The 13,810-nt window shown below is 55.0% G+C and carries 11 protein-coding genes; 8 read left to right on the top strand and 3 right to left on the bottom strand.

Translation table 11 applies throughout. The annotated features are described in order from the left end of the window. Positions 1–59: 59 nt before the first annotated feature. From cydD to infA, 4 genes are all read left to right on the top strand, one after another. A complete protein-coding gene (cydD, locus tag ACYAC5_RS06805) occupies positions 60–1,829 on the top strand; it encodes a heme ABC transporter permease/ATP-binding protein CydD (RefSeq protein WP_462062646.1) in 1,770 nt (589 codons plus the stop codon). Beyond that, on the top strand, positions 1,829–3,559 hold the full coding sequence (gene cydC, locus ACYAC5_RS06800) for a heme ABC transporter ATP-binding protein/permease CydC (protein ID WP_277974701.1): 1,731 nt from the start codon (positions 1,829–1,831) through the stop codon (positions 3,557–3,559). Before cydD ends, cydC begins: the two co-directional genes overlap by 1 nt. A gap of 33 nt (positions 3,560–3,592) precedes the next feature. Beyond that, positions 3,593–4,285 carry a leucyl/phenylalanyl-tRNA--protein transferase gene (aat, locus tag ACYAC5_RS06795; RefSeq protein ID WP_101760971.1) on the top strand — a complete coding sequence of 231 codons (693 nt, stop codon included), beginning with the start codon at positions 3,593–3,595 and terminating at the stop codon, positions 4,283–4,285. A gap of 346 nt (positions 4,286–4,631) precedes the next feature. Then, the gene (infA, locus tag ACYAC5_RS06790; RefSeq protein ID WP_002211347.1) at positions 4,632–4,850 is read left to right on the top strand and encodes a translation initiation factor IF-1; all 219 of its coding nucleotides are present in this window, start codon (positions 4,632–4,634) and stop codon (positions 4,848–4,850) included. Positions 4,851–4,940: 90 nt separating this feature from the next. On the opposite strand, the gene clpA is transcribed toward infA, so the two are convergent. Next, the gene (clpA, locus tag ACYAC5_RS06785; protein WP_064740732.1) at positions 4,941–7,220 is read right to left on the bottom strand and encodes an ATP-dependent Clp protease ATP-binding subunit ClpA; all 2,280 of its coding nucleotides are present in this window, start codon (positions 7,218–7,220) and stop codon (positions 4,941–4,943) included. Positions 7,221–7,275: 55 nt separating this feature from the next. After that, positions 7,276–7,596, bottom strand: coding sequence for an ATP-dependent Clp protease adapter ClpS (clpS, locus tag ACYAC5_RS06780; RefSeq protein ID WP_462062641.1), 321 nt, complete (start codon positions 7,594–7,596; stop codon positions 7,276–7,278). A gap of 323 nt (positions 7,597–7,919) precedes the next feature. Here clpS and cspD point away from each other — a divergent pair, with 323 nt between their 5' ends. After that, positions 7,920–8,147, top strand: coding sequence for a cold shock-like protein CspD (gene cspD, locus ACYAC5_RS06775; protein WP_007887624.1), 228 nt, complete (start codon positions 7,920–7,922; stop codon positions 8,145–8,147). A 92-nt stretch (positions 8,148–8,239) separates the two neighbouring features. On the opposite strand, the gene ACYAC5_RS06770 is transcribed toward cspD, so the two are convergent. Then, a complete protein-coding gene (locus ACYAC5_RS06770; protein ID WP_277974912.1) occupies positions 8,240–9,880 on the bottom strand; it encodes an ATP-dependent nuclease in 1,641 nt (546 codons plus the stop codon). Positions 9,881–10,017: 137 nt separating this feature from the next. Between ACYAC5_RS06770 and ACYAC5_RS06765 the strand changes: the two genes are divergently transcribed. The 3 genes from ACYAC5_RS06765 to ltaE all read left to right on the top strand — a co-directional run bounded on the left by ACYAC5_RS06765 (position 10,018) and on the right by ltaE (position 13,808). Further along, entirely contained in the window at positions 10,018–10,914 is an 897-nt protein-coding gene (locus ACYAC5_RS06765) for a LysO family transporter (RefSeq protein ID WP_101760973.1), read from the top strand. A gap of 103 nt (positions 10,915–11,017) precedes the next feature. Next, positions 11,018–12,739 (top strand): ubiquinone-dependent pyruvate dehydrogenase, encoded by a 1,722-nt coding sequence (gene poxB / locus ACYAC5_RS06760; protein WP_462062639.1) that lies wholly within the window; start codon positions 11,018–11,020, stop codon positions 12,737–12,739. A gap of 67 nt (positions 12,740–12,806) precedes the next feature. Beyond that, on the top strand, positions 12,807–13,808 hold the full coding sequence (ltaE, locus tag ACYAC5_RS06755; protein ID WP_137385478.1) for a low-specificity L-threonine aldolase: 1,002 nt from the start codon (positions 12,807–12,809) through the stop codon (positions 13,806–13,808). Positions 13,809–13,810 lie beyond the last annotated feature (2 nt).

The raw sequence follows: 13,810 nt of genomic DNA, 5'->3' as shown, positions 1-13,810 counted from the left end.
GATATTGCTGGGTTTTCATCCGGGATTTACATCTCTTTTGAGTTACCAAACGGCATCGCATGAACAAATCACGGCAACAAGAACTTCTCCGCTGGCTCCGTCAGCAACGTCATCACGGTGCGCGCAACTTACGTGCGGCTTCGCTGCTGGGTTTTGCTGGCACATTGGTCATTATCGCCCAAGCCTGGTTACTGGCTTCGCTGCTGCAAAATCTGCTTGTCGCACAGCAACCGCGCGCATCACTGCTCACCGATTTTCTGTTGCTGCTGCTGTGCTTTGTTTTGCGCGCCGGATTGCATTACGCCCGCGAAATGGCAGGACATCGCGCCGGCGTTGCCATTCGCCGTGCGCTGCGTCAGCAGGTTCTGGATCGACTCAATGTGCTCGGTCCCGCCTGGATTCAAGGTAAGCCAGCAGGCAGTTGGGCTACGCTGCTGCTCGAACAAATCGAAGAGATGCAGGAATACTACGCGCGGTATCTGCCTCAGATGTCGCTGGCACTCTTTATTCCGTTAGCCATATTGATCGCCATTTTTCCAATTAACTGGGCGGCGGGATTGATTCTGCTGGTCACCGCGCCACTGATTCCCCTATTTATGGCGATGGTTGGCATGGGCGCTGCAGATGCCAATCGCCGCAACTTTGTTGCTCTCGCCCGGCTAAGTGGTGATTTTTACGATCGTCTGCGTGGACGTGAAACGCTGCGCCTGTTCTATCGCGCTGCGGCAGAGCAAGAAGCAATTGCCGCCAGCACCACCGATTTTCGGCAACGCACTATGGAAGTGTTGCGCCTGGCGTTTCTCTCATCTGCCGTGCTGGAATTTTTTGCCTCACTGGCGATTGCTGTCGTCGCGGTCTATTTCGGTTTCTCTTATCTCGGCGAACTGAATTTTGGTCATTACAGCACCGGTGTAACGCTGTTTGCTGGTTTCCTGGCACTTATTCTGGCGCCTGAATTTTTCCAGCCGTTGCGCGACTTAGGCACCTTTTATCACGCCAAAGCGCAAGCGATTGGCGGAGCTGATGCGCTGGACCAGTTTCTACGCGAAAGTCCCGATCCACACGAAGAGCACGCTTCTCGCGAGCTTTCTCTCACTACACCGCTGCATATTCAGGCTCAGAATTTGGTGGTCATGACTGCTGGCGGTGAAGCGCTCTCTCAATCGCTCAATTTCACTCTCGATACTGGTAGTCGTGTGGCGCTGGTAGGACAAAGCGGTGCAGGCAAAACCGCGCTGATGAACGTCTTGCTGGGTTTCCTGCCTTATCAAGGTTCACTGCAGGTTAATGGGCAGGAGCTGCGTGATATCAACCGCGATAGCTGGCAACAATATATTGCCTGGGTTGGCCAAAATCCGCATTTACCCGCGCAAACGCTACGCGAAAACCTGCTGCTTAATAGCCCCATTAATGACGCGACGCTCATGTCGGTTCTGCAGCGCGCGGGCGTTGACGAGTTTTTAGATCGTCTGCCAAACGGATTAGATACTCTTTTAGGCGATGGCGGCGTGGGGCTTTCCGTCGGTCAGGCGCAGCGTATTGCCGTGGCGCGTGCGCTGCTTAAACCGGCACAACTGCTATTGCTTGATGAGCCCGGTTCTGGGCTGGATAGCCAAAGTGAGCAACATGTTATCCGCGCACTGCAGCAGGCGGCCACCCAGCAAACCACGCTAATGATCACGCATCAACTCAACGAGCTCGCTAGCTGGGATGAAGTGTGGGTGATGCAGGCCGGGCAACTGGTGCAACAAGGTCCCTGGCAGCAGCTGATTGAACAAGATGGACCTTTGCGTGAAATGGCGCAGCATCGTCGGAAGGAGATCGCATAATGAATAATTTATTGCCTTTCCTGCGTCTGTTTAGCCGTCATCCATGGCGTTTGGGACTTGGCATCATTCTCGCCATTATCACTTTGCTTGCCAGTATCGGATTGCTGACTTTATCCGGCTGGTTCCTTGCCGCCTCTTCGCTGGCGGGCGTAGCGGGACTTTATACGTTCAACTATATGTTGCCCGCTGCCGGCGTGCGAGGCGCGGCGATCACGCGCACGGCTGCACGTTATTTTGAGCGCCTCGTGAGCCACGATGCCACCTTCCGCGTGCTGCAACATTTGCGCGTATTCACCTTCAGCAAAGTCATCGCCCTATCGCCGGAACAGCTGGCTCGTTTTCGTCATGGCGAATTGCTCAACCGTTTTGTCAGCGACGTGGATACACTCGATCATCTTTACCTGCGTGTGATCTCGCCGTTAATCGGTGCAGCGGTGGTAATTGTGGTGGTCACCTGCGGTTTGGCGCTGCTGGATGTACCGTTAGCTTTGCTGCTCGGCGGTATGATGCTTTTGACGCTGCTGCTCATGCCGCCGCTGTTCTGGCGGCTTGGCACCTCAGCCGGACACCAAATCGCCCAGCATCAGGCCAGTTGGCGCGTGCAGTTGACGCACTGGATTACTGGCCTGTCTGAGCTGAAAATTTATGGTGCAGCACAACAGTGGCGCGACCAACTTGATAGCGATGAACAGAAGTGGCAACAGGCGCAACGCAGACAACATTGCCTGCAGGCACTGGCGCAAAGTCTGTTGCTGGTCATCAGCGGCGCGACGGTTACGCTGTTGCTATGGATTTCCGCGAATGGCGTGGGTGGAAACAGTTCGCCGGGCGCATTGATCGCGCTGTTTGTGTTCTGCGGACTGGCGGCGTTTGAAGCGCTGGCCCCGGTTGCCGGAGCGTTTCTGCCGCTGTCGCAGGTGACCAGCGCCGCTAAGCGGGTACAGGAAATCATTGAACAGCCCGCCGCGATCCGTTTTCCCAGCGCAAAAATCAGTAGCCCATCAGGTATCAGCCTGAAAATGGAAAACATCCGCTTCAGCTATCCGCAGCGCCCCGAACCGGTGTTGCAGCATTTTTCCCTATCGTTAAATGCAGGTGAGCATTTGGCGCTGCTCGGTCCAACCGGCTGCGGCAAATCCAGTCTGCTGGCGCTGATTACCCGCGGTTGGGAAGCGCAGCAAGGTTCAATTAGCCTCAACGATAGCGATCTCGCCGCCTGGGATGAAGCTTCGTTGCGTCGCCGCATTAGCGTGGTAACACAGCGCGTGCATCTGTTCAGCCAAACGCTGCGCGACAATCTCCTGCTGGCAAAACCCGATGCCAGCGATGAGCAACTGGTTGATACGTTGAACAAGGTGGGTCTGGCCCATCTCGCCGAACACAGCGAAGGATTGAATGCGTGGATGGGCGACGGCGGTCGACCGTTGTCCGGCGGCGAACTGCGTCGTCTGGCGATAGCACGCGCCCTGCTGCATGATGGCGATTTGTGGCTGCTGGATGAACCCACCGAAGGTTTGGATGCCAACACCGAGCAGCAAATTCTGGCGTTATTGCAACACGTCACCCGCGGCAAGACGCTGATTATGGTGACGCATCGCTTAAGTGGTTTAGACGCCATGGACCGCATTTGCGTTATGGATCAGGGACAAATTATCGAATCCGGTTCGCACGCCGAATTAATCTCAAAAGCAGGCCGCTACTGGCGTTTCCATCAGCGCTTTACGCTATAGTCTTAGCCAACAGCCCTGAGTGTGATTGATGCAATGAGACTGATACAGCTTTCACGAGATTCATTAAATTTCCCACCACCGGAAATGGCGCTGCGCGAGCCCAATGGATTATTGGCGATGGGCGGCGATCTCTCCCCTGCCCGCCTGATGAATGCTTATCAGCGAGGCATTTTTCCGTGGTTTTCTCCTGGCGATCCGATTCTCTGGTGGTCGCCGGATCCCCGCGCGGTCATGCTGCCAGAATCTTTCCATCTCAGCCGCAGTATGGCGCGCTTCCATAAGCGCTCACCGTATCGCGTCACCATGAATCATGCGTTTCCGCAGGTGCTGGAAGGCTGCGCCAGCGGCCGTCAGGAAGGGACATGGATCACTTTCGAAGTGAAACGTGCGTGGTTGCGGTTGTACGAACTGGGCCATGCACATTCGATTGAAGTCTGGTGCGAGCAGCAACTGGTCGGCGGGATGTATGGCCTGGCGCTGGGGCAAATTTTTTGCGGTGAATCGATGTTCAGCCGTCAGGAAAATGCCTCGAAAACCGCGCTCTGGGTGTTCGCACAACATTTTCTGGCGCATCAGGGCCGGCTGATTGATTGTCAGGTGCTGAATCCGCATACCGCGTCCCTCGGTGCGGTGGAAATTCCTCGCGTTGATTATCTGCAGTACGTGCAAACGCTGGCGTGGCAACCGGTTTCCGAGAGTTGCTGGCACACACAAACCCTTTTTTGACATCGGTCACCGATGTTTTGCACACAATTCCCGACAAAAGTGATACAATAAGCGAGTTTGGTATGTCGTCCGCGCTTCGCTGTGGCGAGCCGGAATTGCCAGGTTGGGAATCTCACACATTTCCCGAAGCTGTTTTGATTGTGCAACTGATGCCGATTGCTACAGATTCTTAGCCCGCTAATCCCCCGCAGACGTCAAAAAACACCCTAATTTATCCGTACTGCACGCGCAACGGCGCGACGCACGGCGAAGCGTTGGCAAAATCATCAACGGTTCTTTACATAAATCATGGAATTCGGCATTATCTTGCCGGTTCAACAGTTTGGTAGTACACCCAGAGGATTCGATGGCCAAAGAAGACAATATTGAAATGCAAGGTACCGTACTGGATACGTTACCGAACACCATGTTCCGCGTAGAGCTTGAAAACGGGCACGTGGTTACCGCTCATATCTCCGGTAAAATGCGCAAAAACTATATCCGCATCCTGACGGGCGACAAAGTGACTGTCGAGTTGACCCCGTACGACCTGAGCAAAGGCCGCATTGTCTTCCGTAGTCGCTAAGTAGATATTTCTATCTCGCGCTGATGGCACAAACTTAGCGCAAAAAAAAGGCCGGATTCGCATCCGGCCTTTTTCATATCTGCAAAACGCTTAGTGTACTGTACCTTCGGTTTTACGTTTTTCCGCACTCAGGAAGTGGTATGTAAGCTGGTTTTTATCTTTATCCAGCGCTACTGATACCGATCCACCATCAACCAGCGAACCAAACAGCAGTTCATTCGCCAACGGTTTCTTCAGATTTTCCTGTACGGCACGTGCCATCGGACGCGCACCCATCGCTTTATCGTAGCCTTTATCAGCCAGCCAATCGCGCGCATCATCGCTCACTTCCAGCGATACGCCCTTCGCATCCAGCTGAGCCTGCAACTCGACGATAAACTTATCCACTACCTGATGAATCACTTCCTGAGACAGGTGACGGAACCAGATAATGTTGTCGAGACGGTTACGGAACTCTGGGGTGAAGATCTTTTTGATCTCTTCCATTGCGTCTGTGCTGTTGTCCTGATGAATCAGGCCAATCGACTTACGTTCAGTCTCACGCACACCGGCGTTGGTGGTCATCACCAGCACCACATTGCGGAAATCTGCTTTACGGCCGTTGTTATCGGTCAGCATACCGTTGTCCATTACCTGCAGCAGCAAGTTGAAGACATCCGGGTGCGCTTTCTCGATCTCATCCAGCAGCACCACAGCGTGCGGATGTTTAATTACCGCATCCGTCAGCAAACCGCCCTGATCGAAGCCAACGTAGCCCGGAGGCGCACCAATCAAACGGCTGACGGTGTGACGTTCCATATACTCGGACATATCAAAACGCAGCAGCTCGATACCCAGCGCTTTTGCCAATTGGACGGTAACCTCTGTTTTACCGACACCGGTTGGGCCCGCAAACAGGAAGGAACCGACCGGTTTACGATCCTGGCCCAAACCTGCACGGCTCATTTTGATCGCTTCAGTCAGTGCTTCAATCGCATTATCCTGACCAAACACCAGCATCTTCAGACGATCGCCGAGATTTTTCAGCGTATCACGATCGGTTTGTGACACGCTCTGCTCAGGAATACGCGCAATACGTGCCACCACCGTTTCAATATCCGAAACGTTAACGGTTTTCTTACGCTTGCTGACGGGCACCAGACGCGCACGCGCACCGGCTTCGTCAATCACGTCAATCGCTTTATCCGGCAGATGACGATCGTTGATGTACTTCACCGCCAGCTCCACCGCCGCACGCACCGCTTTGGCGGTATAACGCACGTCATGGTGCGCTTCGTACTTCGGTTTCAAGCCGTTAAGAATTTGCACGGTCTCTTCCACAGAAGGCTCGGTGATATCGATCTTCTGGAAACGACGCGCCAGCGCACGATCCTTCTCAAAAATGTTGCTGAATTCCTGATAGGTCGTTGAACCCATCACGCGAATTTTGCCGCTGGAGAGCAACGGTTTGATCAGGTTCGCCGCATCCACCTGGCCACCCGATGCCGCACCGGCACCGATAATGGTATGAATTTCATCAATAAACAGGATGCTGTTACTGTCCTGCTCCAGCTGTTTCAGCAGCGCTTTGAAGCGTTTTTCAAAATCACCACGGTATTTGGTACCCGCCAGCAGCGAACCGATGTCGAGTGAATAGATGGTGCACTCTTTCATCACTTCCGGTACGTCGCCCTGCACAATGCGCCAGGCAAGCCCTTCGGCAATCGCGGTTTTACCCACGCCCGATTCCCCCACCAGCAGCGGGTTATTCTTACGACGACGGCATAACACCTGAACAGTACGTTCCAGCTCTTTATCGCGGCCGATCAGCGGATCGATTCCGCCGACACGAGCAAGCTGATTAAGATTGGTGGTGAAGTTTTCCATACGATCCTCCCCGCCTGCTTGCTCTTCGTTAACCGGATTCTCCGCATTGTTCTGCGGCTGGCCGGGTTCGTCTTTACGCGTACCATGGGAGATGAAGTTCACCACATCGAGACGGCTCACTTCGTGTTTGCGCAGCAGATAAGCCGCTTGCGACTCCTGCTCGCTGAAAATCGCGACCAGCACGTTCGCGCCTGCGACTTCACTGCGACCGGAGGACTGGACGTGGAATACCGCGCGCTGCAGCACACGCTGGAAGCTGAGCGTAGGTTGGGTATCGCGCTCCTCTTCACTGGCAGGCAGCACCGGCGTGGTTTGTTCGATGAAGGCTTCGAGTTCCTGACGCAGAGCCACGATATCCACCGAACAGGCTTCCAGTGCCTCTCTGGCCGACGGGTTACTGAGCAATGCCAGCAACAGATGCTCGACGGTCATAAACTCATGACGGTGCTCGCGCGCTCTGGCGAAAGCCATATTTAAACTGAGTTCCAGTTCTTGATTGAGCATTTGGCACCTCCCCCAATTATCGCTCTGACAACCTATCTCCTATATGGAGATGGCTTCAGGCTTTTTCTAGCGTACACAGCAACGGATGTTCATTATCTCGCGCGTAGTTGTTCACCTGGGCTACTTTGGTCTCCGCCACTTCTGCAGTGAATACACCACAGATTGCTTTTCCATGGTAGTGAACTTTCAACATCAGCTGCGTTGCACGTTCAATATCATAAGAAAAGAACTTTTGCAGAACGTCAATAACAAATTCCATAGGTGTATAATCGTCATTATTCAGAATGACTTTATACATTGAAGGCGGCTTTAACCCTTCGCGTACTTTATCTTCGGCTAGATGTTCAAAATTAATCCAGTCGTTTGTGTTTGCCATAATGTTCCGTCGAAATTCTGCGTTACGGTTGTGCACATCTCTGCGCCCATTCCTAAAGTTTAACATGCCTGTCAAGCCGGTTTTCAGTTGATAAAAACTGGCCCTAAAAGCACATGCGCGACCTGTATCACAAAATTTGCAATAGCGTTAACTGCCTCAAATTTTGATGAATTTATCCCCGTCCGCCAGGGCCGTTTGCTTGACGGTAAGGTCCGTTTCTCTACATTCTACTAACACAAGCTGATTGAGTTTTAAACAAACTCGACTCACAGCTTCGATGACCTCACCTACTTATCAAAATGTCTTGCGAGGGAAGTAAAAGCATGGAGACGGGTACAGTAAAATGGTTCAATAACGCCAAAGGCTTCGGGTTTATCTGTCCGATTAGCGGCGGCGACGATATCTTCGCACACTACTCCACGATTCAGATGGAGGGATACAGAACGCTGAAAGCTGGCCAGCAGGTTCAGTTTGATGTCCATGAAGGACCAAAAGGCAATCATGCCAGCCTGATCGTGCCCTGTGAAGCCACGCAAGCCGCGGTCGCTTAACGCGCATGCTGTTTCACGTATTCTGACCACTCCCGAAAAAAAATGCCAGCCGCAGACGCTGGCATTTTTATTTGGCGCATCTCACCCTTTCCTCAATCCGCCCGGCCGCGAGCCAACCACATCACGCGCGCAAACAGCTGATCCAGCAACGGCGGAATCGCCTGTGGCCCGCGTTCAGCCGCAGCCATCGCGACGGCAATCGCCAGCTCAGGTTTCGAGCTGTGCTGAATGGCTTTACTAATAATACGCCGCGTGTTCATCGGCGCGTTTAACGGCAGATGCGCCGTCTGGTAATAAATATCGCTGAAACCCTGCTTATAGAGAAAATGTTCAATATCCGGTGCCGGAAACTGCGTGAGATGATCGCTTTCCCGTGCCGCCGACGGCAGCTGGCTGCGGGCAGTCGCCGCATATTTGCTGCCCGCCTGGTCGCCGTCGGTCAGCACATGCCAGGCGATGCCCATGCGTTGGGCGAACTTCAGCAGCGGTTTCAAGCCCGATTGCGCAAACTCAATGACTTTCACTCCTTCCGCCGCGAAGTGATAGCCACGCTGCCGCGCCAGTTCATTGATAATCCACACTTCGGTCTCGCCTTCCACCAGCAGCCAGCAGCGGGCAAACAGCGCCGAAGGACGATTCACGCGGATGTGGAAACCGATACGGCGACTCTCTTCAGCGCTTAAACCTTCTGGCCCAATGCGCCATGCCGCCACCCGCGCGGGTTCACGCACCAGCCGACACATATTTTCCAGCGGCACCTGCGATAGCAGTTCACCCGAGTTGGTGGTGGCGATTTTTTGTAGCGGCATCAGTTCCAGTAAATTCCACGCCACCGACAGCATAATGGGATGCAGCCGCGTCTCCGGATCTTCCACCAGCAGCAGCGGATGCGCACCCGCCGGCAGCGGCTCGTTGCCGTGCGCCTGAATCAACAGCGAGAACATGCGCAGCAGAATCACCTGACGACTGCGTGATTCAGTGCCGGCAATCAGGTGATTAAGTTTATCCAGCGATCGCCAGCCTTCGCTGCCATCGCGAACTTCCGGTGCCACGCGCGGCGCGCTGCTGCCTGACTGCTGCACCAGAAAATAGTGTTCCAGCAGCTGCTGCATAGTATGCAATCCCTGACGCAGCAGATCGTCGCTGAGCGTTTGCGGACGCACCACCAAATCGCGCGTCAGCTTTTCCACTTCCTGCGCCAATGCCGTCAGCGTCGTCGCGCGCCGCTCCGCATCGCTGTCAGCATGGCGGTTACGACGGCCAAAACGCGCATCGCGTAAACGCAATACCGGATAATAAGCGCGCAGATGTGCCAACGCTGCGTCAGTGCCTGCCGCTGGCAACACATCGTTATGCTGATCGATGAAACGCCAGCTGGTTTTTACACCCTGATCCTGACGTTTAGCACGCGTGCTGAAACGGATATAGCGGCCATGCTCATCGTGCTGCCAGAAAGGCTGAAACAACGCACTCTCATCATCGCTCTGGGCACGAAAACGAAATACCAGCTGCAACTGGCGCATGCGGGCATCAATATCGCCGGGCGGGAAGTGAAAGTCGTGTTCGGTAAACTGATAAGGCTCGGCGGCGGGCGCCAGCAACAGCGTCAATGCATCGAGCAGGCTCGATTTACCCCAGGCATTTTCCCCAATCAATACATTGGTGTTGGTCAACGGCAATGACAGCCGATTAATACCGCGAAAACCGTGAATATCGATATGTTCCAGAATCATCATACATTCCATCTGCTACTTTGCCTGAGCATGGTCCGCCACGCTGCGTTGGTCAAGTCAGCGCCAGGGGAAAAGGTTTACACTTCAACCGTTTTTCGCTAGCGTGGCAGCCCGCAAATCATGGATAGAAACCTCACATGTACGGATTGATTATCATCCTTTTGCCGCTGATTTTCGGCTATCTGCTGCCGCTGCGCCACACCACGCTTTTACAGGCGGTTGCCCGCACGCTGAGCGCGCTGGTCTACATCATTCTGTTCTTTATGGGCACCAGCCTGGCATTTCTCGATAACCTGAGCAGCAATTTGCTGGCCATTTTCCACATCGCGCTGGTGAGCATGCTGAGCATTCTTGCCTGCTCGCTACTGGCGCTGTGGCTGCTGGAGCGACGCTGGCCTTGGCGTCATCAGCACAAGCCACAAGCGCTGCCGTCGCGTCTGCATATGGCGCTGGAGTCGCTCAAGCTGTGCGGTTCGGTGCTGGCGGGCTTTCTGCTCGGTTTGAGTCAATGGGCGCCGCTGCGTCACGCCTCGACCATCAGTGAATACGCCTTGATGCTGATGCTATTGCTGGTCGGTATTCAGCTGCGCAGCAGCGGCATGACGCTACGTCAAATCACCATCAACCGGCGCGGCATGCTGGTGGCGCTGGTATCGCTGTGCAGCGCGCTGGTGGGCGGCGTAATGGCCGCGCTGCTGCTGGATCTGCCGATCAAAACCGGCCTGGCGTTAGCCAGCGGTTTCGGCTGGTATTCGCTCTCCGGCATTCTGATGAGCGAATCGTTCGGCCCGGTGATAGGCAGCGCCGCCTTCTTCAACGACCTGCTGCGTGAGCTGATCACCATTATGCTGATTCCGCTGCTGATCACGCGTCAACGCAGCATGACGCTGGGCTTGAGCGGCGCGACCTCGATGGATTTCACGCTGCCAATCCTGCAACGCACCGGCGGCATGGAGATCGTGCCCGCTGCGATTGTGCACGGTTTTATTATGAGTTTGCTGGCGCCAATCCTTATCGCCCTGTTCTCGGCATAACGCATTTTTTCACGCCTGCACGCCAGCTTCATCGTCTACGCTTTCTGACTGACACGTTTTCGCCATCGGCATGGATGGCTCAACACCAGAAAGGAGCATAACGATGAAGCAAACTGTGGCGGCAATGCTGGCAAAAACTTTGGAAAACGCCGGCGTGAAACGCATTTGGGGCGTCACCGGTGACTCTCTCAACGGGCTGAGCGACAGCCTGAATCGCATGGGCACCATCGAATGGATGCCGACGCGCCATGAAGAAGTGGCAGCCTTCGCGGCCGGCGCTGAAGCACAAATCAGCGGTGAATTGGCGGTATGCGCCGGTTCCTGTGGACCGGGCAACCTGCATCTCATCAACGGCTTGTTTGATTGCCACCGCAATCACGTTCCGGTTTTGGCCATCGCCGCCCACATTCTTTCCAGCGAAATTGGTAGCGGCTATTTTCAGGAAACCCACCCACAAGAATTATTCCGCGAATGCAGCCACTATTGCGAGCTAGTTTCCAATCCGGAGCAGCTGCCGCAGGTGCTAGGCATTGCGATGCGTAAAGCGATTCTCAATCGTGGCGTATCAGTGATTGTGATCCCCGGCGACGTGGCATTGCAGCCGGCCCCGGAAAGCGCACGCAGCGAATGGTATCCGCCGCAGTTGCCGCACGTGGTGCCAACCGCCCGCGAAGTGGCCGCCTTAGCTGAAACGTTGAATGCAGCGAAAAATATCACCCTGCTGTGCGGCAGCGGTTGCGCTGGCGCGCATGACGAAGTGGTGAAGCTGGCAGAAACGCTAAAAGCGCCGATTGTGCACGCGATGCGCGGTAAAGAGCACATCGAATACGATAACCCTTACGATGTCGGCATGACCGGATTGATTGGCTTCTCCTCTGGTTTCCACGCCATGATGAATGCCGATACCTTAGTGCTGCTGGGGACGCAATTCCCCTATCGCGCCTTCTATCCGGCCGATGCCAAAATCATTCAGATCGACATCAATCCGGGCAGCCTTGGCTCACACAGCCATGTGGATATGGCGCTGGTGGGTGACATCAAAACTACCTTGCATGCGCTGCAGCCGCAGCTCACCAGCAAAACCGATCGTCAGCATCTGGATAAAGCACTGGAGCATTATGTCGATGCGCGTAAAGGGCTGGACGAACTGGCCACCGCTAACGATAAGCTGGCGATTCACCCGCAATATCTGGCCCAGCAAATCAGCGAATACGCCGATGACGACGCCATCTTTACCTGCGACGTCGGCACGCCAACCGTGTGGGCAGCGCGCTATCTGAAGATGAACGGCAAACGTCGTTTGATCGGCTCGTTCAATCACGGTTCGATGGCCAACGCCATGCCGCAGGCGTTGGGCGCGCAGTCGCTGGACAAGCAGCGTCAGGTGGTGGCGCTGTGTGGCGACGGCGGTTTTAGCATGTTGATGGGCGATTTCATTTCGGTGGCGCAGCTCAAGCTGCCGGTGAAACTGGTGATCTTCAATAACAGCGTGCTGGGCTTTGTGGCGATGGAGATGAAAGCCGGTGGCTATCTGACCGACGGCACCGACCTCGAAAACCCTGATTTCGCCGCCATCGCCGCCGCCTGCGGCATCAAAGGCATTCGCGTCGAGAAAGCCTCCGATCTTAACGGCGCGCTGCAGGAAGCCTTTGCGCACGATGGCCCGGTGTTGCTTGACGTGATTACCGCCAAAGAAGAGTTGTCGATGCCGCCGCAGATTAAAGCCGAGCAGGCCAAAGGTTTCAGCCTCTACATGATGCGTGCCATTCTGAATGGACGCGGTGATGAGATCGTGGAGCTGGCGAAAACCAACTGGCTGAGGTAAAACAATTCAGGCCAGACATGATGATAACGCGGGCACTTCGCCCGCTTTTTTATTTCAGGAGAGCGACGTGATCGATCTACGCAGTGATACCGTAACCCGCCCAAGTGCTGCCATGCTCGATGCCATGATGGCAGCCGAAACCGGCGATGATGTCTACCGCGATGACCCCACCGTATACGCACTGGAAGTTGAAGCCGCACGCTTGAGCGGCAAAGCCGCCGCTCTGTTCTTCCCCACCGGCACGCAAGCTAATCTGGTAGCGCTGCTGTGTCACTGCCAGCGCGGCGATGAATATATCGTGGGTCAGCAGGCGCACAACTACAAATATGAAGCCGGCGGCGCAGCGGTGCTTGGCAGCATTCAGCCACAGCCAATTCTGCATGCGGAAGATGGTTCCCTGCCGCTGGCGGAGGTGGCCGCCGCCATCAAACCCGACGATTTCCACTTCGCCCGCACCCGTCTGTTAAGCCTGGAAAACACCCATCACGGTAAAGTGCTGCCGCTGAGCTATCTGGAGCAAGCGTGGAGTTTCACCCGCGAGCATAAGCTGGCGCTGCACATTGATGGCGCACGTATTTTTAACGCCGTGGTGGCACAGAATGTGGAGCTGGAAGCGATTGCGCGTTACTGCGACACCTTAACCATCTGCCTGTCAAAAGGCCTTGGCACGCCGATTGGTTCGCTGCTGTGTGGCGATGAAGCCTACATTGAGCAAGCGCGTCGCTGGCGCAAAATGACCGGCGGCGGCATGCGCCAGTCGGGCATTCTGGCCGCGGCGGGGTTGTATGCGTTGAAGCACAATGTCGCGCGTCTCAAAGAGGATCATGATAATGCGGCATGGTTAGGCGAGCAGCTCAGCGCCATCGGTGTTGAAGTGCTCAATCAGCACACCAACATGCTGTTTGTGAAGGTGCCAACAGAGAAAGTTGACGCGCTGAAAAGCTGGATGCAGTCGGGCGATGTGCTAATCAGCGTTGGGCCCGTAACGCGTATTGTCACGCATCTGGATGTCAGCCGTCAGGATCTGCAACGGCTGGTGGCGCACTGGCAGGCATTCCTGCAGCAGTAAAC

The organism is Pantoea sp. y20 (assembly GCF_054903455.1).
Note: the sequence above shows the minus strand (reverse complement) of the source record. Positions and strands in the feature narration are given on the sequence as shown.